At 49.3% G+C, this 20,120-nt stretch carries 19 protein-coding genes and 1 pseudogene; 2 read left to right on the top strand and 18 right to left on the bottom strand.

Features of this window, described 5'->3' with window-relative positions; translation table 11 throughout:
* Nucleotides 1-96 precede the first annotated feature (96 nt).
* The 9 genes from KTH89_RS16545 to eno all read right to left on the bottom strand — a co-directional run bounded on the left by KTH89_RS16545 (nucleotide 97) and on the right by eno (nucleotide 6,914).
* Nucleotides 97-309: a DUF3791 domain-containing protein gene (locus tag KTH89_RS16545; protein ID WP_158347386.1), complete on the bottom strand. Its 213-nt coding sequence runs from the start codon at nucleotides 307-309 to the stop codon at nucleotides 97-99.
* Nucleotides 306-776, bottom strand: coding sequence for a DUF3990 domain-containing protein (locus tag KTH89_RS16550; RefSeq protein WP_238722438.1), 471 nt, complete (start codon nucleotides 774-776; stop codon nucleotides 306-308). The genes KTH89_RS16545 and KTH89_RS16550 overlap by 4 nt, the downstream gene beginning before the upstream one ends.
* On the bottom strand, nucleotides 773-1,012 hold the full coding sequence (locus tag KTH89_RS16555; protein WP_158347388.1) for a DUF3791 domain-containing protein: 240 nt from the start codon (nucleotides 1,010-1,012) through the stop codon (nucleotides 773-775). The genes KTH89_RS16550 and KTH89_RS16555 overlap by 4 nt, the downstream gene beginning before the upstream one ends.
* A 188-nt stretch (nucleotides 1,013-1,200) precedes the next feature.
* Nucleotides 1,201-1,587 (bottom strand): hypothetical protein, encoded by a 387-nt coding sequence (locus KTH89_RS16560; RefSeq protein ID WP_238722439.1) that lies wholly within the window; start codon nucleotides 1,585-1,587, stop codon nucleotides 1,201-1,203.
* Nucleotides 1,588-1,849: 262 nt separating this feature from the next.
* Entirely contained in the window at nucleotides 1,850-2,602 is a 753-nt protein-coding gene (locus tag KTH89_RS16565) for a DUF434 domain-containing protein (protein WP_330654918.1), read from the bottom strand.
* Nucleotides 2,603-2,606: 4 nt separating this feature from the next.
* Complete coding sequence (smpB, locus tag KTH89_RS16570) at nucleotides 2,607-3,071, bottom strand: SsrA-binding protein SmpB (protein WP_158347390.1); 465 nt, start codon at nucleotides 3,069-3,071, stop codon at nucleotides 2,607-2,609.
* The gene (rnr, locus tag KTH89_RS16575; RefSeq protein WP_238722440.1) at nucleotides 3,037-5,205 is read right to left on the bottom strand and encodes a ribonuclease R; all 2,169 of its coding nucleotides are present in this window, start codon (nucleotides 5,203-5,205) and stop codon (nucleotides 3,037-3,039) included. The genes smpB and rnr overlap by 35 nt, the downstream gene beginning before the upstream one ends.
* A 63-nt stretch (nucleotides 5,206-5,268) precedes the next feature.
* The gene (gene secG / locus KTH89_RS16580) at nucleotides 5,269-5,505 is read right to left on the bottom strand and encodes a preprotein translocase subunit SecG (RefSeq protein ID WP_158347392.1); all 237 of its coding nucleotides are present in this window, start codon (nucleotides 5,503-5,505) and stop codon (nucleotides 5,269-5,271) included.
* 95 nt (nucleotides 5,506-5,600) lie between these two features.
* Nucleotides 5,601-6,914, bottom strand: a complete 1,314-nt coding sequence (gene eno / locus KTH89_RS16585; RefSeq protein ID WP_158347393.1) for a phosphopyruvate hydratase — start codon at nucleotides 6,912-6,914, stop codon at nucleotides 5,601-5,603.
* Between the two features lie 227 nt (nucleotides 6,915-7,141).
* Here eno and KTH89_RS16590 point away from each other — a divergent pair, with 227 nt between their 5' ends.
* Entirely contained in the window at nucleotides 7,142-7,987 is an 846-nt protein-coding gene (locus KTH89_RS16590; RefSeq protein ID WP_238722441.1) for a YitT family protein, read from the top strand.
* Between the two features lie 47 nt (nucleotides 7,988-8,034).
* Complete coding sequence (locus KTH89_RS16595) at nucleotides 8,035-9,045, top strand: hypothetical protein (protein ID WP_238722442.1); 1,011 nt, start codon at nucleotides 8,035-8,037, stop codon at nucleotides 9,043-9,045.
* Nucleotides 9,046-9,267: 222 nt separating this feature from the next.
* Here the strand turns inward: KTH89_RS16595 and KTH89_RS16600 are convergent, their stop codons facing one another.
* From KTH89_RS16600 to KTH89_RS16635, 9 genes and pseudogenes are all read right to left on the bottom strand, one after another.
* Nucleotides 9,268-9,957: a Fic family protein gene (locus tag KTH89_RS16600; RefSeq protein WP_330656709.1), complete on the bottom strand. Its 690-nt coding sequence runs from the start codon at nucleotides 9,955-9,957 to the stop codon at nucleotides 9,268-9,270.
* An 87-nt stretch (nucleotides 9,958-10,044) separates the two neighbouring features.
* Nucleotides 10,045-10,161: pseudogene (locus KTH89_RS25040) on the bottom strand (helix-turn-helix domain-containing protein); the annotation flags it as partial.
* 188 nt (nucleotides 10,162-10,349) lie between these two features.
* Nucleotides 10,350-11,621 (bottom strand): diaminopimelate decarboxylase, encoded by a 1,272-nt coding sequence (locus KTH89_RS16605; RefSeq protein WP_238722444.1) that lies wholly within the window; start codon nucleotides 11,619-11,621, stop codon nucleotides 10,350-10,352.
* Between the two features lie 72 nt (nucleotides 11,622-11,693).
* A complete protein-coding gene (locus KTH89_RS16610; RefSeq protein WP_238722445.1) occupies nucleotides 11,694-12,659 on the bottom strand; it encodes a beta-ketoacyl-ACP synthase III in 966 nt (321 codons plus the stop codon).
* 151 nt (nucleotides 12,660-12,810) lie between these two features.
* Nucleotides 12,811-14,253, bottom strand: a complete 1,443-nt coding sequence (locus tag KTH89_RS16615) for a M20 family peptidase (protein ID WP_238722446.1) — start codon at nucleotides 14,251-14,253, stop codon at nucleotides 12,811-12,813.
* A 72-nt stretch (nucleotides 14,254-14,325) separates the two neighbouring features.
* On the bottom strand, nucleotides 14,326-14,985 hold the full coding sequence (locus tag KTH89_RS16620; protein ID WP_238722447.1) for a hypothetical protein: 660 nt from the start codon (nucleotides 14,983-14,985) through the stop codon (nucleotides 14,326-14,328).
* Nucleotides 14,986-14,999: 14 nt separating this feature from the next.
* Complete coding sequence (locus tag KTH89_RS16625; protein ID WP_238722448.1) at nucleotides 15,000-15,722, bottom strand: DUF5058 family protein; 723 nt, start codon at nucleotides 15,720-15,722, stop codon at nucleotides 15,000-15,002.
* Between the two features lie 49 nt (nucleotides 15,723-15,771).
* Nucleotides 15,772-19,212 carry an ATP-binding protein gene (locus KTH89_RS16630; protein WP_238722449.1) on the bottom strand — a complete coding sequence of 1,147 codons (3,441 nt, stop codon included), beginning with the start codon at nucleotides 19,210-19,212 and terminating at the stop codon, nucleotides 15,772-15,774.
* A 45-nt stretch (nucleotides 19,213-19,257) separates the two neighbouring features.
* Nucleotides 19,258-19,752 (bottom strand): HD domain-containing protein, encoded by a 495-nt coding sequence (locus tag KTH89_RS16635; RefSeq protein ID WP_238722450.1) that lies wholly within the window; start codon nucleotides 19,750-19,752, stop codon nucleotides 19,258-19,260.
* Between the last annotated feature and the right edge of the window lie 368 nt (nucleotides 19,753-20,120).

Genomic DNA, 20,120 nt, shown 5'->3' on the forward strand with positions numbered 1-20,120 from the left:
ACTTGTCAACGACTCTTTTTCACTTGCCTGTCAGGGCAGTCAAAGAGCAATCACAATTGCATTCCCTTCAAATTGCCACGCAGTACGTAGCGGTTCTTATTGTTTTTCCTGGTATTCCTGTTCCAGTTCTTCCGCCAGATAAGCATCACTCATGCAGTGCATATCGGAAATGCCATCCCGGATCAGCGGATAGACCTCGGAATGGTAGAAGAAATCCAGTGCCGCATCCAATGAGATGCCCTGCTGTTTGGCAAAGCACTCAATGACACGACTATATTTTTTCTGAAGTAAAATTGGATTTGCGTTCATATCATCTCACTCCCTTCAAAGTGCAAAAGCTCCAGTGCTTTCGCTGTTCGAAAACAGTTTTGCAGGTTCGTTCGTTCATAGCGAAGACGTTTGACGGCTTCCTTCTTGTCGATCAGTCCGTCAAAGAAGAGTTCCACTGTATTAAACACCTTATCGTTGGCAACGCCGCCAACCACAAGGTCATAGTCTGTCGCATCTTTTCCGCTACGGCATTTCAGAATAAAATCCAGCCAGTCCTCGGAATAAGAATCAAATTTCAGCGTTTTCAGTTCAGCTTCCCGGCTTTCCTCATACGCATAACGGGATATGATTCCGTCTTTTCCACGCCGTTTAAATTTACCGCACCATTTTGCCGCCTGCTCATACAGGGGCGTGACATAGAATCCACGCCCAAAATCCACATTGGGGCGGGAATGAAGCAAGTCCGGCTCTGCGATTTCCAAATAAGAACCATGATACAGAATCAAACTTCCACCCCCCTTTCTTTCATCACATCAAGGAGGTCGTCTACAATATATTCTCGGCTTTGCGTGTGCAGGATTTCATATTCCGGCACAATGTAACCGTTCAGAATATCGCTTTTCTCCGCAAATGCCTGATACACCCGTTCCGCATTTACGCCGAGCTTTGCGGCAACATTTTCAATACAAAATACGGCAAATTCCAGCTCTCTGGAGTTTTTGATTTTAACGTCCGGCATCATAAGCAGTCCCTCCTCTTTATTTTAGTCAAAACATCCTTGAAAATTGCATTAGCAATTTCCACAGTTTTATATAATTTACTTTCATCTCTACTTAAATTACCAAGTAAAACTCAGTGTCCACACTTTTTAATCATCATACCATAGGATTGCTCTTTAAACAAGGAAATGCCATTTAGCAAATTAAAGCTCTAAAATATCGCAATAGAATTCTTTTTCGAAATAGAAAAACATCGTTCCGGTACCCTTCCGCTATTCCTACATATATTATATTGTATCATCAGTGAAAGGATACCAAAAAATGCCTGAACAATCTTTTGTACAATATCGTCCGGCATGGCCCGGCTGTATTCTATGCCCACCCGGCAATAGCCGTCCCCCTGCCGGTCCTCCCCCCAGGCCGCCCGTTGGGCCGCCTCCCTGGGGACCTCCTCCAAGGCCTCCGGTTGGACCGCCTCCTTGGGGACCTCCCCCAAGACCGCCCGTTGGGCCACCCTCTTGGGGACCTCCTCCAAGGCCTCCGGTTGGGCCGCCTCCTTGGGGACCTCCTCCAAGGCCACCCGTTGGGCCGCCTCCACGCCCCCCTCATGGACCGGGGCCTGTGAGGCCTCCGGTTGGGCCGCCCCCACGTCACCCTAATGGGCCGGGGCCTGTAAGGCCGCCTTTTGGGCCGCCTCCCCGTCCTCCTCACGGACCGGGGCCTGTAAGGCCTCCCTTCGGTACCATATCAGACATGTTGGATGAGCCTTTTCCTTTCAGCATATCTGGTAACTAAACGCTAACAAAACAGGAGCATTGCCCGCCGCTGATCAAACCCCCAGCTGCGCCGCAATGCCCCTGTTATTTTTTCGTATCCATAATCCGCGTGACATCCGACAGGTCGATCAGATGACGCTGTACGTTTCCCTGATCCGCCAGTATATCCGAAGCCAGATTGATCCAGCTTTTGCAGTGATTCAAGATGATCGCGTCACTGGTGGCCACCAGCTCTTCCTTTTCCAATATCACATCCGCGTTCGGAACCAATTCCACTACTGTCTCAAAGCTCCGGCCCTCCATCAGTTCCAATATCCGCGCCCGCAGCCGCCCTGAGTTTGACACCGGTGCGTCCAGATAGAAGACGGCCCTGCCCACATGACGTTTTTCCAGCTGTGTCCCCACGAGCCTGACCGCCTCATCCGTTTTATCGATCAGCCGGTAGGTGCCCCGTAAGCCGGCCAGATCCCTTACGGTTCCGTCCATGCAGCGGATGAGCGTGGAGTCTGACAGCGCGGTTTCCAACGTAATGATCAGATTGAACCCATCTATACAAACCGTACGTCCATCCAGCATTTCCTCCTGATCCATCAGTTTTTCCACGCGCTGCGCAATAGCTGCCGCCGGCGACGTGGCCCGCACCAGCGCTAATCTCTGCCGCTCCGACAGCAGGTGGTGGTTTCCCACGAATACGGACGCCGATTTGATCGGATAGCCTCTCTCCAACAGCCAGAAGATCTCTTCCTGCGCTCTTTTCAGCAGACTGATGCCGGAGGCCTGATAAAATTCTCTCTCGTCTTCGGATACATAGCCCCGTCTCGTCTCTTTTTCCATCATATCCTTAGAGATTCTTTACCTTGAAATCCCGTTCGGCCTCCCGGCGCTGATCTTTTTTCGCAATGTCCTGCCGCTTGTCGTAAAGTTTTTTACCGCGGGCCAGCCCGATCTCCACCTTCACCAGGCTGCCTTTAAAGTACACCTGGAGGGGGACCATCGTATAACCTTTCTCCGTGATTTTTCCCAGTATTTTATTAATCTCATAGCGGTGCAGCAGAAGTTTTCTCGTCCGAAGGGGATCCTTGTTGAAAATATTCCCCTTTTCATAAGGACTGATATGCATTCCGTATATGAGCACCTCCCCTTTATCCACACGGATAAAGGCCTCCTTGATACTGCATTTGCCCATTCTCAGGGATTTGACTTCCGTTCCCGCCAGTGATATGCCGGCTTCGTATTTGTCTTCTATAAAATAATCATGGTATGCCTTTTTATTATTGGCGATCAGCTTCACGCTCTCCTTGCCCATCTTCCTTCTCCCCTTCCACAAGCTCAAAATCGATCGTGCGCAGAATCCGGTCCGCGCCGGTAACTTCTATCTTCACCTTCTGACCCAGCTTGTATCGTTTATTGGTCCGTTCACCGACCAGCTCATAGGTTTCTTCCGTATAATAGTAATAATCGTCTTTCAGCGCCGTAATGTGGACCATCCCCTCCACCGTGTTCGGCAGCTCCACATATAGTCCCCACGCTGTGACGCCGGAGATTACACCCTCGTATATTTCCCCGATCCTCTGTTCCATATATTCCACTTTTTTGAGTTTATCGGTCTCCCGCTCCGCTTCGTCGGCCCGGCGCTCTGTCTCACAGGAATGTCTGGCGACCTCATTTAAAATGCTTTCATAGTGGTGAATCCTGCGTTCCGTCAGTTCTCCCCTTAGATTCTCCTTGATAATCCGGTGGATCTGAAGATCCGGATACCGTCTGATCGGAGATGTAAAATGACAGTAACACTGGGCGGCCAAACCAAAATGCCCGGTATTCTCCGTGGTATAACGGGCCTGGCGCATGGAACGAAGCGTCAGCCTGCTGATCAGATTTTCCTCCGGGCTATCCTCGATTCTGCCTAACAGCTTCTGCAGCTCCTTGGGATGAATCCCGTCGGGAGATACTTTGATGTCGTAACCAAAATTATTGATAAACATGCCCAGCTTCTGGATTCTGTCCGGGTCCGGCTTGTCATGGGTACGGTATACAAACGGAAGTTCCTGCCAGAAGTAATCCGACGCCACCGTTTCGTTGGCGATCAGCATAAAGTCTTCAATAATCCTGGTGGCTGTATTCCGGTCGTAGGGCCTGATATCAACCGGATGCCCTTTCGCATCCAGGATAATCTTCGTCTCCAGGAAATCAAAGTCGATCGATCCCCTCTGCCTGCGTTTCTCCCTCAGTATCCGTGCCAGAGACGCCATACGCTCAAACATAGGCACAAGCTCCTCATATTCACGGATCTCCTCCTGGTCATGCTCCTCCAGTATTTTCTTCACGCTGGTGTAGCTCATCCGCCTGTCCACCCGGATCACAGACTCGGCAATCGAGTGATCCACCACTTTACCCTTGGCGTCGATGGTCATGATGCAACTGAGCGCCAGCCGCTCGGTTCCTGCGTTCAAAGAGCAGATTCCATTGGATAACTGGTGGGGAAGCATGGGGATGACCCGGTCCACCAGATATACACTGGTACCGCGTTTTAGCGCCTCCCGGTCCAGCGGGCTGTGTTCCGTCACGTAATGGGTCACGTCGGCAATGTGCACGCCCAACATGTAGTGGTCGCCTTCCTGCGTTAATGTGATTGCGTCATCCAGGTCTTTGGCGTCTTCCCCATCGATGGTCACCGTCTGCCACTCCCGCAGATCCAGACGTCCTTCCCAGTCCTTCGGGCTGACTTCATCCGGTATCCCCTCTACCTGCTGCATCACATCCACCGGAAAATCAACCGGAAGATCGTAAGCCCGCACGATCGCCATGATATCCGTTCCCGGGTCATCTATATGTCCGATGATCTCCGTCACCTTGCCCTCGGGGTTCTTATTCTTCGTCCCGTATTCCGTGATTTCCACCACGACCTTATGCCCGGTCACCGCCCCTTTGGAACGCTCCAGCGGCACATAGATATCCTTCGTGAATTTCTGATCGTCCGGAGTCACGTATCCGCACTTCTTTTCCCGTCGGAACGTCCCTACCTGACGCATGAAACCATGCTCAAGTATCTTCACCACCGCGCCTTCCCTGCGCTTCCCGCCCCGCTCCGGGGTCAGGACGATCCGCACCTGGTCCTTATGCGCAGCCCCGTTGGCAGCGGACTCCGGAATAAAGATATCCTCCTCCATCCCCTCCACTGTGACAAATCCAAATCCTCTGGGATGGCCGGTGTAAATTCCCGTCAGGAATTTGCCCTCCGAGCGGCTGTATTTGCCCCGCTTGGACAGATCCACCTTTCCCTCCGTCACAAGCGTGTCCAGCACCTCTTTTAGTTCCTCCCGGTTCTCTCTTGGTATCTGTAAAACTATGGCGATTTCTTTTATTTTCATTGGTACATAATTTTCACTGCAAATAAAATCGTACACGGTCTTTTTTCTCTGTTCGAATAATTCTTTTTCCATACCGTTTCTCCTGTCAGCCTGTAGCTATAAAAAAACACTCTTTTGCAAGAGTGTTTTTATCCATTAAAAGTTAATGTTTAAGACCGCTGCCATAACCATGAAACCAATGGCCATAAACTTTGTGGATTTCTCCAGAGCGCCTTCCACAGAACGTCCTTTGTTTTTGCCCCAATAGGTATCAGCGGCACCTGCGATCGTACCTAAACCTGCGGATTTACCCTCCTGTAATAATACAACCACTGTCAAAGCGATGCAGTCAATTACAAATATGATCGTTATAATAATTCTCAAAATGTCCAACCCGTACACCTCCTAATGATAAAACCATAATCTAGTGTAGCATAGACGTGCCGGATTTTCAACCATTATTTTACATCTTCTGAGCGTCCATTATTTTACATCTTCTGGCTGTCCATAAAGGGATTGATATACTCTCCGACCCTGCCCAGCTGTTCTTCGATGCGGAGTAACTGGTTGTACTTTGCGGTACGGTCAGACCGGCAGGGAGCTCCGGTTTTGATCTGTCCCGCGTTGGTAGCCACCGCTATATCCGCAATGATGGAGTCTTCCGTCTCGCCGGAGCGGTGTGATATAACCGCCGTATATCCCGCTTTGTGGGCCATCTCCACCGCATTGAACGCTTCGGTCAGGGTACCGATCTGGTTGACCTTGACGAGAATGGAGTTGGCGACTCCCAGCTTGATCCCGCTGGCCAGCCGTTTCGTATTCGTTACGAAAAGGTCGTCACCCACCAGCTGAAGGCCGCTGCCGAACTCATCGGTCAGCATTTTCCATCCGTCCCAGTCCTCCTCATGAAGGCCGTCCTCGATGGACGCGATGGGGAATTCCTGAAGCAGCTCTTCATAATAACGGATCATCTCCTCGGTGTTTCTGACGATCTTTTTGCCCTGCATCTGGCTCTCGCCCGGGAACACATATTTCTTGATCTCATCATCATACAGCTCGCTGGCCGCCGCGTCAATCGCGATCCTGAAATCCATCTCCGGCTCATATCCCGCTCTGGTCACAGCCTCTACGATCAGGCTTAAGGCTTCCCGCGCGCTGGGCAGATTCGGCGCGAATCCTCCCTCGTCTCCGATTGCCGTTGAGAGGCCCTGCTTTTTCAGTATCACTTTCAGATGATAGTATACTTCCGCGCACATCTGAAGCGCATGGCTGAAATTCACGGCGCCCACCGGCATAATCATGAATTCCTGCAAATCCACCGTGTTATCCGCATGTTTTCCGCCGTTTAATATATTCATCATGGGAACCGGCAGACGCTTGGCATTCATTCCTCCCAAATACTGATATAACGGCATCCGCAAAGCGTTGGCTGCCGCTCTGGCCACCGCCATGGAAGTACCCAGGATCGCATTGGCTCCGATATTGGATTTGTTATCGGTTCCGTCCTCTTCTAACAGCAGGCTGTCAATGTAGGTCTGTTCCAGAGCGTTTTCTCCCACCAGGGCGGACGCTAACTTTACATCCACATTGTTGATTGCTTTTTGTACACCGAGGCCCATATACCTTTTTTCGCCGTCCCGCAGTTCCACGGCCTCAAATTTACCCGTTGAAGCGCCGGAAGGTACGGATGCCCTTCCTGTGATCCCGCCGTCTACGGTCACTTCCACTTCCACCGTCGGATTCCCCCGGGAGTCCAGAATTTCCCTTCCATGTACGTCTGTAATCGCGATATATCGATCCATCATTTTCCTCCTTTAATTACATATCTTCATTATATTTCCCATTATTACCAAAACTTGCATAAATACACCTACTTTTTTTATGAGATGGAAAAGAGATTTTGGGGATGGTATTGTTATGGCCGGATCGCTTCTCTATAAATGAATTGACAAGTATTGGTCCTGTGTCTAAAATAAAAATATAAGGTTCGGACGCTGTACAAATCTGAAATCAATGGAGAAGAAATCTGATGAATAAGAAAAAAATCAAGGAATTTCTGTTATTGACCTTCAGTACCCTGTTGATCGCCGTCGGCATCTATTTTTTTAAGTTTCCGAATAACTTTACCTTTGGCGGTGTTACCGGTCTGGCTGTGCTGGTGGCCAAAACCGGACTGATTAACGCCAGTGATTTTACCTTTATCATCAATATGGTTTTGTTATTGATGGGCTTCCTGGTATTCGGGAGAAAGTTCGGGATTAAGACTACTTATACCAGCATCCTCTTATCGCTTTCCCTTTCGCTGCTGGAGCGGATCTACCCGATGAATGCGCCGTTCACGGATGAGCCCATGCTGGAGCTGTGTTTTGCCATCGCTCTGCCGGCCCTGGGTTCCGCGATCCTGTTTAATATCGGGGCGTCCAGCGGAGGAACCGATATCATCGCCATGGTTCTTAAAAAATATACCAACGTAAATATCGGAAAAGGACTACTGCTCTCGGATCTTTTGATCACCGCCGCCGGTTGTTTTGTATTTGATATCAAGACAGGCCTCTTCTCCTTCCTGGGTCTGACCATTAAGTCATTTATGGTGGACGGAGTAATCGAGAGTATCAATCTGTGCAAGTATTTCAATGTGGTGTGTAATAAGCCGGAACCGATCTGCGATTACATCGTCCATGAGCTAAACCGAAGCGCTACCGTGTGTGAAGCAAAGGGCGCTTTCACAGGCAAGCATAAATACATTGTCTTTACCGTCATGGGACGCCATGAGGCGGTGCTTCTGCGCACCTATATCAGGCAGATTGATCCGGATGCCTTTATTCTGATCTCCAGCACCAGCGAGATCGTCGGAAAGGGATTTCATAGTATCTGATCGCTGCTTTATCATAAGGGCACGTCTGGTTTATTTAGGAGGTTCCTATGGCAGAATCTTATATATCGGAATTATTACCGAAGGAATATATCAAACGTCATGAATTATTATGTTATTACAATGATTTGATCGTCGATATGTTATATAAGGCAGATAAACACCATTTATCCTCTGTGAGTATAGAATTAAAAGATGAAAATGACCTGCCGAAAGATGAGGAAGAAATGCTCGGTTGGATGTTCCAACATGGTTATGCAAAGGAAGGATACCGAATTACAAAAGCGCATATCTTTTTTAGCTTGCTGCGTGATTTTATTTTATATATGCATGAGTCATTTAATTGCTCCGAAAGGGGCAAGGTAACGGTAGCATTTACTATAAGCCGGAAACCCATGAAAGATGATTTATTCTATCTTTGCTGGCTCCTGGCCGATAGCGAAGAACTCATAGACTGCCTCTTAAATAAGGATATTTCCACCTATGACGTTACGAAGCTCTCCGAACTGAAAAAGCGGGATATCTTAAATAAAGCTTGCCGGCTTGTGAATAAGAAAGAATATGAAGACGTCCTTTATGATTTGATTTATAAAAGGAACTGTGATTATGGCCTTTCCTCTGTATGGGATCAGTCTATTCATTTAGTCACGGAGAACAAACATTATCAAACCACGAAAGGAAACTTAAATTTCGTATTCGCCACAAACGATATCTGGAATGATTACTGGGAATTGTACTATGAAAAATTGCCTTATATTATGAATATTGTTATAGAAGTAGCAACTCAGATTTTCGAGGAAATTCTAAAGCCCCATGAGGTATTCATTACCTTAAACAAGACCATCCGGGATATGAAATTTCTGCTGACCTATGACGATGATCTCGATGTTTCCGTGTATCAGGACTTATTTCAGCTCATCCATATTGAATGTAATAAATGCGGGAAAACTTATGATTTAAAAGATTCCGTATTAGAGGAGTTCATTTCGGAGTACTTGTATACCTGTCCTTATTGCGGCGCGGTTGAGCGGGTCGGGGAATATCATTATACGGAAATTTGATGAGGCGCGCACCCGCCGCCGCTTATGGACTAAGGATACGCCGTCCATGGGGCAGGCATTTGCAGGCCCATTTGAATCATCCACATCCGTTTTAATAAAGGGTATTTCTAATACCTGCCTATAAAACTCAATAAGTTCTTTTGCCTGCTCAGAAAAAATATTTGTACAATAGTATCCTGTTATCATATTCTCTGCCTCCAAAATAGAAATTTTCTGATAAACTTAGTCTTCCAATATTCCCAGGTAACTATCTAACCGCGCAATCACATATCCCTCAAATAACTTTTCCATTGCTTCTAAATTATGTTTTACATGATATTCATCAAAAGCATTGTAATATGAAATCCTATCTGTAAACTTAATATCAATCGGCGGATATCCTGCTTTCATCAATTCCAAATTCACAAGCAGCCTTCCCGTACGGCCGTTCCCGTCGATGAAAGGATGAATTCCCTCGAATTCTATATGAAAACGAGCCAGCCTTCGAATGATATGCTCTGTGCTGTTACTATAAGACTCCAGCAACTGCTCCATCTTGGGTTGAATGAGATACGGCTGCAGCGGCTCGTGCTTTGCTCCCATGATTTTTACCGGAATCCTTCTGTAAACACCGCGGTCATCCTTTTTATCAGCCAGTACCAGATAATGAATCTGTTTGATAATACTCTCCGACAACGGTACCTGCTCCTTTACCAAATCCAGCACAAAATCAAAGGCTTCCTTATGTCCAACCGCTTCCATATGATCTTTCAGCGGCTTTCGGTCAATCGTCAACCCCCGCAGCACCAGATCTGTCTCACGCAAAGTCAACGTATTTCCCTCAATTGCATTTGAATTGTAGGTATATTCAACCACAAATTCTTCTGTCAGGCGCTCCATTTCGCCTTCTGTCAGAGGACGTCTGGAATCCAATTCTATTTTCTTCCTGTCAATGATATCAAGCAGGCTTTCCACAGCCTTATACCGGCCATCTTCTGGTTTTTTCGCCTCTGCCGGGATCCTCCAACTGCGTCCTTCTCGAGTGACACCCGGAATCTTCCCTTCTGAACATAATATACGAACTCTTCTATCTGAAATGCCCCATTTTTCCGCTGCTTGTTTTACCGTCATATGCATAATGCTCCACCTCGTTTCAAACAGTAGTATACTCTGTTATCGGAACAATAGCAACGTTATCGGAATAATATTTTTCGTCTAACGGAACCCCTTTTATCGCGCTAACCGTCTCCAGGGCCCTTGATATCTCTCCTGCCATGAAATAAAAAAGGACTCCCGCCACACATACGGAAAGTCCTTTTTTATTTCTACCTGTATTTCATATTGCTCAGGATATCAAAACAGTCAAAAGTCGCAAAGTAATCCTCCGGAGTCTCTGCTCTACGGATCAGCTGGGTGGAGCCGTCCTCTTTTAATAAGATCTCCGCAGAACGCAGTTTCCCATTATAGTTATAGCCCATGGAGTAGCCGTGGGCGCCGGTGTCGTGGATTACCAGCAGGTCGCCCATGTCGATCTTCGGAAGCATGCGGTCCACAGCGAATTTGTCATTGTTCTCGCACAGAGAGCCGGTGACATCGTATTTGTGGTCGCAGGGCATATTTTCTTTTCCCATGACCGTAATGTGGTGATACGCACCGTACATGGCCGGGCGCATCAGGTTGACGGCACAGGCATCACAGCCGATGTACTCTTTATGGGTATGTTTTTCATGAATCGCGGTGGTGACCAGGCAGCCGTAAGGGCCCAGCATGTAACGGCCCAATTCGGTGTACAGGGCCACATCTCCCATACCGGCCGGCACCAGGGTCTGCTCGTAGACTTCACGGACTTTTTCCCCGATGACCCGGATATCATTGGGCTCCTGATCGGGACGGTAGGGAATGCCAATGCCCCCGGACAGGTTGATAAAGGTGATGTTGGCGCCGGTTTCCTGTTTTAGCTTTACGGCGGTCTCAAACAGGACCTTGGCTAAGGCGGGATAATATTCATTGGTCACGGTATTGCTGGCCAGGAACGCGTGGATGCCGAAGTTCTCCACACCCTTTTCCTTTAGAATCCGGAAACCTTCAAAGAGCTGTTCGGTGGTAAATCCGTATTTGGCTTCTCCCGGGTTATCCATAATATCGGTGCTGATCGTGAATGTTCCGCCGGGATTGTACCGGCAGCAGATCGTCTTGGGAATTCCTGTCGTCTTCTCCAGAAAGTCTATGTGGGTAATGTCATCCAGATTAATGACGGCTCCCAGGTCATAGGCGAGCTTATATTCCCGCGCCGGCGTGGCATTTGACGAAAACATAATATCCGGCCCCTGAAAACCTAACGCGTCGGCCAGCATCAGCTCCGTCTCGGAAGAGCAGTCGCAGCCAAAACCATATTCCTGCAGTATTTTTAATATAAATGGATTCGGGGTGGCTTTTACGGCAAAATATTCCCGGAATCCTTTATTCCAGGAAAAAGCCTCCTTTAGCGCTTTGGCGTTCTCCCGGATGCCTTTTTCATCGTATAAGTGAAAGGGAGTCGGATATTCTTTGATGATTTCCTTGAGCTGTTCCTTGGTTACAAATGTTTTTTTCTCCATCCTTTAGTCTCCTCATTGGCTTTATTTCTCGCTCCACTATAATACAAGGATGTGAGGATTGTCAATATTGGATTACCAGATCAGCAGGCAGGCGCCCCAGGTCAGTCCGGCTCCAAAACCGGAGAGAACCAGACGATCCCCCCTCTTCAAGCGTCCCGCACGGTTCAATTCGTCCAGCAGCATGGGGATACTGGCTGCGGAGGTATTGCCGTACTGTTCCATATTCATGGGGAAACGCTCCTCCGGTACGGCCAGGCGTTTTGCCACGGACCGGATTATACGGGCATTGGCCTGGTGAAGGATAAAGTATTGAATCTCGTCTTTCCCACATCCGTAGTGGTTCAAAAGACCGGTAATACAGGCCGGAACCTGCCTGACGGCAAATTTGAATACTTCCTGCCCATCCATGGCGATTTTTCCCGGCCGGCTCTCCCGCGCTTCCTGAAGGGGATTGCAGTTCTGCGGATTACCACAGGTGAGAACATCTCCCCGGCTCCCGTCGGAGAACTGGGAGAGACCCAGAATGCCCGTCTCTTCCTGATGCAATACCACCGCACCCGCTCCGTCCCCGAAAAGGACACAGGTCCCCCTGTCCGTCCAGTCCAGCAGCCTCGATAAAGATTCTGCCCCAATGACCAGCGCGTTTTTGCAGATACCGGCCTGCAGATAGGCATGCGCCGTATGTAACGCAAACAGAAAGCCGGAGCAGGCCGCATTCAGATCGAATCCAACCGCGTGAACCGCACCCAGTTTCTGCTGTACACGGCACGCCGTATTCGGCATCACTTCCTCCGTTGAGCAGGTGGCGACGATAATCAGTTCTAATTCAGACGGATCCGTCCCGGAATCTTCCAGGGCCAAACGTCCTGCCTCTGCCGCCATGGAAACCGTGGTTTCCTCCTTCACCAGCCGCCTTGCCCGAATCCCCGTACGGCCAGCGATCCATTCATCGCTGGTATCTACCAGTTTCTCCATGTCCGTATTCGTAAAAGAGTGCTCCGGAACATAACTTCCGGTCCCGATTATTCTAGATGTCATATGGTCTCTCCATTATTTTGATATTCAAACTATTTTACCATCAAAGTATATGACATGCAGCTGGGATTGTCAAGCGCAATGCGGGAAAATCAGCTTCACCCAAAAATGGCAGGCGTTCAACTACGGCGCCTGCCACTTTTTTATCTATCTCTTAACACTTTCTAATCAACCGCACATAGAATTCCACAGTTTTCACCAATGTCTCTATGGGCACCCGCTCATTATTGCCATGGATGAATCCCCGCTCCTCCTTTGACAAGGCCATCGCCGAGAACCGGTACACACGGTCCGTGATCCGGCAGTAATGCCTGGAGTCGCTGCAGGCCATCATCAGATAAGGCGAAACCAACGCCTCCGGCCAGGTATTGTGAATCACCTGGGTAAGCTTCTGATATTCCTCACATTCGGTATCCGAGCAGATCGAAGGGTTCATCCCCTCCACCAGCTCCACGTCAATATTCGGATTATGTATCGTCTGTTTCAGATAGGTCTGAATGCTGTCCAGCGTATCCTGGCCCAGCAGACGCAGATTCGTTCCCACCGCCGCTTTCGGAGGCAGCACATTGTATGCTTTACTCCCCTCCATCCTTGTGACCGCGCAGGTGGTCCGCATCATAGCGTTGAGTTCCCCGCCCGATTTCTTGCAGACCATGTCAAGCAGGGGCTTAAAGCACCACAGATTCGCAAACAATATCTTATAAGCGAAGCTGGAATGCCGCCCCAGCGTATCAAACATCTCCGCCACAGGTTTCGTCAGCTGGGACGGGAACGGATGGTTTTCTATATCCACCACGGCCTTGGCCAGTTCCCCGGCGATGGTATGGGTCGGAGGCGTGGAAGCGTGTCCGCCCTGGCTTTTGATGGAGAACTTTACATTTGCCAGGCCCTTTTCCGCCACACCGATCAGCGCGCAGGAACGGGTCACGCCCGGAAATACATTTTCCACTACGGCGCCGCCTTCGTCTACCACCAAAGCCGGTTTTACTCCCCGCTTTTCCAGTTCCGCCACCATAGCGGGACAGGAAGGCCCGTTGATCTCCTCATCGCCGGAAAAAGCCATATAAATATCCTGTTCCGGTACAAAACCATGCTCCATCAGAGACTCGGCTGCTTCCACCACTCCGCACAGGGTCCCTTTGGTGTCCAGTGTTCCCCGGCCCCACAGCACGCCGTCTTCCACCAGTCCCTCAAACGCAGGTTTTACCCAGCCGTCTTCCTCGATGGGAACCACGTCATAGTGGGACATTAAAACGGTGGGTTTATCGGAGGATTTTCCCTTCCAGTGATAGAGAATTCCTGTTTTTCCTATAAACTCCCTGGTACAGTTCTTATGGATGTTCGGAAAACGCTCCTGCAGCAGTTCCTGAAACTTCTTGAATTCGTCGAAATCCGTCAGGCTTTCATCACTGTGCGAGACTGTTTTGCAGCGGATCATCGCCTGCATATCCCCAACGATCCTGTCCTCATCAAGCTCCACATCCCCTTCATTCACAGGCATCTCCGCCTTTGGCTTGAACATCGCGGCACGCGCCAGGATCACCGCCAGAAAAACCACAACCGCCAGTAAAATAACACCTAAGATCCACCAACCCATGTAACATCCTTCTTTCTCTTAAAACTATTTTTTCTTGTCAACCTATCGCCTGTGCCTGAATCCGGGCATCTGTTAAATCATATTCTTTTTGTAAAGAATCCGGGCCGCGCCGATGGAGATCAGCGCCCCTACCGGAACCAGGACGCCCACCGAACCGGCCAGAGACGGTACCAGCAGGAACAGGATCACCATAAACACCAGAGGAGCGATGGATATTTTCCAGTTCTTACTCACATAAACTACCGCCAGACCGCCGAACAGGGCAGGCAGGATATTGTCAAACGCCGGTTTCAAAACCGGAGAATTCAGAATCGGAGCCAGCTGCGCCAGCAGGAACACCCCTGCCGCGATAATCAGCGTGGTGACGATAGAGGACGTGGCGATGGCGATGGTCGATATGATCTCCCCCTCCTCGCTTCCCGGCTTGACCTTGGCATTCTCCATGGCGTTCAACGCACAGGGGACCTTCAGGTTCGTAAGATTTCCCGTCACGAATCCCAGGTAGGAGCCTGCGGTCCCCAGCATCGGGATATAAGTCACCACCTCGATCGCGCCCACGGTCCAGAAGATGGGAGCCACACCCAGCAGCCCTTTCAAAACGGGGGTAAAACCAGGCCAGGCGTCATACCGGATGCAGATCGCCAGCGGTACGCATAAGATCACTACCGCCGCAGTCCAAATCCATAATTTCCCATAAAAATGTGTCTGCTCATCATACGCTCTTGTTTTCATATTATCCTCCCCTCCTATATAATCCACGGTGTAATCACGCAGGCAAAAGCCATCGCTCCCAGCATACTGACGGGAAGCGCATAGTTCTCAAGCCATTTCATCCGGAACTTCTTCACGCACAAGCCGCAGACTCCCATAAGCAGCGCGGAAAACAGTAGTACAAAGATCGGGATCCATCCCGCCAGCCCGTTGCGGATATCGGAAAACACCATACCAAGGAAAGCGGATATCATGCCAAGGAACAGCGCGGTTGAGAAAATATCGCTCCAGCGGCTGTCTTTGTTTTTCATGGAAACCAGCCCTTTTTGGATTTTCCTGATTAACAACGGCACCAGGATGATACTGGGCATGATTCCAAGCGTCATCACCCATGCAATGGCCGAATATACCTTCGGGTCCGTAATGGTCTCCGCTAAGGACAGGCCGAATACGGTGGCCGTCGAAGTGGCGGCCGGAAGCTCGTAAGTGATCGCGCCCACCACGCTTAACCTTACCCAGGGAAGCGGCAGGCCCAGGAACTTAGACAGCGTCACCACCCCCAGCAGGATCGACACGGCCGGAGCGATGGTAAATACCGCCGTGGATACGATGATCTTACGGATCTGCTTCATATCCATTCCGATCTCTTTGGCCCGTCTTAAACCCCTTATCAGGAAAAATACCGACTGGGCGATGACAAACAGAATCACTAGCGCAGCCAGCACAAATAAAAAGCTGCTGTTTGGATTAAAATTCATTTGTTTTCCTCCCTCTTTTTAAACGCATTCTTTTTTCATACAAATCTTTCTATTCCGGCCGGACCCTTTCCGCCTGCATACGGCGTTTAAAGCATTCCGACAGCATTTCGCACAGCTTGGACATGACGATGGGTTTGGACATATGTCCGTTCATCCCGCTCTCTATAGATTTCTTCGTATCCTCATCAAAGGCGTTGGCTGTCATAGCCACGATCGGTATACTCCTGGAATCCGCTTTTCCAAGCGTACGGATTCTCTTCGTGGCCTCCAGCCCGTCCATAACCGGCATGCGGATATCCATCAGGACCGCATCGAAATAATAAGGCGGATTCTTCTCGAACTGCTCCACCGCCTCTCTTCCGTCCCCCGCGGTCTCTACCTGGAACCCATTCATCTGAAGCAGCTCCACGGCAATTTCCATATTTAATTCATTATCCTCGGCCAGAAGGATACGCCTGCCGGTAAAATCATACTCTTTTTCAAGCGGCGCCGGTTTTTCTGCCGCTGCTCTTTCAATCTTACTCCCATAAGGCATGGACAGGGTAAAATAAAACTCCGACCCCTTCCCCGGTTCGCTTACGACCTCCAGGCTGCCTCCCATCATCTGTACCAGGCGCTGGGATATGGAAAGTCCCAGACCGGTTCCGCCATAGCGGGATGCCGTCACGGCTCCTGCCTGTTCAAAAGAATTAAAGATCCTCCCCAGCGCCTCCTGGCTGATTCCGATTCCGGTATCTTCCACGGAAAACCGCAGCATAACCTGCTGGTCGGATTCTTCCAGCACACGGATTCTTACGCTCACCCGGCCTTTGGCTTTTGTAAACTTTAATGCATTTCCCACAATATTAACCAGGACCTGATTCAGCCGCAGCCCGTCGGCCAGAACGTGCCGGCCGCTGCGGAATTCATTTTGCACACAGAATATGATCTGTTTTTGTTCCGCCTGGGTGCGCATCAGATCTTCCAGCTCGCTGATCAGCCTGTTCAGATCCGTATTTTCAAAATTCAGTTCCATTTTCCCGCTTTCAATCCGGGACATGTCCAGAATGTCATTGATCAGCGTCAGCAGATACTCGTTGGCCGATTCGATCTTGTTCAGGCAGTCCAGAGCCTTTTCCTTGTCATCCAGCACGGCTTTGGCGATCGCCGTCATTCCCCCTATGGCATTCATCGGGGTTCGGATCTCATGGGACATTCTGGAAAGGAAATCCGTTTTCGCCTGACTCACCGCATCCGCTCTCGCTTTCATGATAAAGGAAAATATGATTTTAACCATTTCCTTCAGCAGCCGGCGCTGCTCTGCGGACCATTCATAATCCGTATCCCATATTTCAAAAGACAAAGCGCCCGCGTAGAGTCCGCGGCTCCAGATACCCGCATGCAGGCAGGCCCCCTCTTTTGCTTCCCCCGACAGGTATTCCCGGCTGATTCCCTCTTCGTCATACCGGCTGCTGATGGCGTCTATTTCATCCTGATTCAAATAGAATCTGCGCTCCATATCCAGATCCTGCTGCTCTCTGGCCCATTGATAGGTGTACCGGTAGCTCAGATAATCATGATCCACCTCCAGCACCGTTACCCGGTCAAAGCCATAGGTTTTTCCGATCCTGGCCAGCAGCAGGAAAATAGCATCGTCCAGATTTTTGGCCTTTCCCAGCAGCTCCAGGGCAAAGGAAGTCAGATTTTCTTCCTTTTGGCCGGTAGGGCGTTTGATTTCATTGATAAAATGTTTCTCCGTATACAGCTGCGTCAGAACCGTGCCCAGCTCGTTGGACGTGTCCAGATAACAGGCCGCTTTCCCTTTTCCATTATTTTTTACATACTTCAGGGTGCTTTCCGCGCACCGGTAAAGCGCGCTGTATTCATCCACCACCGCGGTTACACACATTCCGATGCTGACAGATACTTTTATTTTATTCTCCTCGCTGCCGAACAGATTCGATATCAATCCGGCAATGCGGGGTCCTAAGACAGTCGCCCGGGCCTTATCACAGTTCTTGACGAACAGCATGAACTCATCCCCGCCCAGACGGATCTGAATATCATCCTCTCCGGTTTCGGCCAGAATGATCCTGGCCGCCTCCTGCAGAATCGCGTCCGCAAATACATTTCCCTCCGCCTTATTAATCTCCTGGAAATTATCCATATCCAGCAGCATCAATCCGCAGACTTCATCCGGACTCTTTTGTTCCATATATTTTTTTACCATCCGGATACCGGCTTCTTTGGTATACAATCCGGTCAGCACATCTCTGGATTTTGCCTCCTCCAGCGCAAACTCCTTCTCTTTCTCCGACTGGATATTGCTGATCTTACCGATGACGATCCGGGCATTCTGGTCGTTACAGGCCGGGGTTACGGTTATTCTCGCCCAGACATACTCTGTGCTTCCCACATACGGCGCCATCTGAACTTCCAGACTGGATACCGTCGTCCTGCAAAACAGTTCCCGGACCTTTTTCAGATACGGCTCTTTGATCTGCGTGCTGACCGCTTTCCCCAGGAAATCCGGAATCGTCCGCTCTATTCCCTGCTTATGTTCCCCGGTCTCCAGGGTTCCGAATGCCTTATATACATCCGTTGCCGGATCATATTCGAAAATAATGGTAGGCGCGCTCTCAATCGCGATCCGGAACCGTTTGCGCTCCTGATCCAGAGCCAGCTGCAGCCGTTTTTTATCCGTAATGTCAATGAGGATATGCTGTAGGGTCAGCTGATCCTTTCCCTCCCGGATCAGTTCGGTAGTACTGTATACCCAGACCATTTCCTCTTTACTTCTATGTATCCGGTATTCGCCGGTATAGCGGTCTCCTGGCTGTTTTAAGCTGCTGATCTGTTCATACACCGCCGGCCTGTCCCGCTCATCAATTTTATCGCAATAGCTCCTGACATCCATGGAAACAAAATTTTCGGGAGTATCCATGCCGAGAATCCGAACCGCCTCATGATTCGCCGTTACATATTTCAGGCCGTCGGCTTCTACCCGATACCGGATGATACCACACATGATGGAATCATAGATGCTGTCCAGAAGCTCCTTTTGTTCATGGATCTTAAGGTTTGCCTCCTCCATCTCCGTCACGTCCAGATAGATACTGTTAATGATCGTTTCCCCATCTTCGCTTTTTACTTTTCGTCCGCTGTCTATAATCCATTTCAGGCTTTTGTCCTTACAGGCCACCCGGTATTTGATCGCGTAATCCACACTGCCGTCTTCAAACGCCTCCACGCACTCCTGCAGCACTCTTGGAAGGTCGGGCGGATATACCGCTCCCACAGCCGTTCCGCCTGTCACCTCCAGAAACTCCTCTTTTGTATAGCCAAATAAACTGCACAGTTCATCGCTCACATAGAGATAAGAGTACATCTCATCATCCCGGCTGATCTTCAGCCCTCCCTGAATCGCGTCCAGAACTACCTGCATCTGATGTTCCCGCTGTTTTAGCTCCTCATACGCCTGAAGCTTAGCATCTTTCACCTGCTTATCCATACATGTCCTTTCTCAAAATCCGCAAAGATACCGCACAACACCGTCTTATTTAACATCCGGAAATAATCTCTCCAATAATTCTGTGCCGCTCTTTGTCCTGAATATATTTTCTTTCGCATGCAAAATCGCCTGCCGGTCCTCTTTCTGCTCATACAGATTCACCAGGAAATCCGCCTCCACCAAAATTTGGTAATCCAAGCCGTCCATATTGGAATAAGTATGATGATGCCCCACCAGATAACAGATCCGCTCGATCAGTTCCTCCCGGTAACCGCATCTTCTCAGCAGTTCTCCAGCCACAGGCGGTCCTTCCAGCTCCTGATAACGACCGGCGCAGCTGTTATATTTTTCTTCGCTGATTTTGATGCCGATGTCGTGCACTGCCGCCGCAGCCTCCAGGATATCCAGCGTCTGTGGGGGAATTTCCTCCAGCTCTCCGATCGTCTTAGCGAAACCATATACCTTCATGAAATGATTGATCCGCTCCGGCTGCCCTTCATAGTACTCCGCCATTTCTCTTATTACCCTGCTGACGTTCAACTTCTCGCCCTCCCTTGCCATTTGCCTTTGGTCTTTTGATCTTCTGACCCTTTGATCCGTAATATTTCGTTTCTAAAATATTAATAATTTTTTTGGTATTTTTTATATAAATTTTATATAGCCGTCACAGATTATACACAATATCCTTTTATACTAGGTCTCATACAAGCGAAAGCTTTTCAGATAAATCCCTCTTTCTCCCGGACCGGTGTAAACTGGTCCGTTTTTTTTATTCATGAGGATACCTGAAATAGCTTTTATTATAAATCTCTAATCCGGCACATATCGGAAAAAGCCTTGCTACGATATATACATACTACCACATACAAGGCCCTTTTTCACTAAATTTGTTTTAATTATGATTTTTC

It is taken from the genome of Diplocloster agilis, from assembly GCF_019042275.1.
GTDB lineage: Bacteria > Bacillota > Clostridia > Lachnospirales > Lachnospiraceae > Diplocloster > Diplocloster agilis.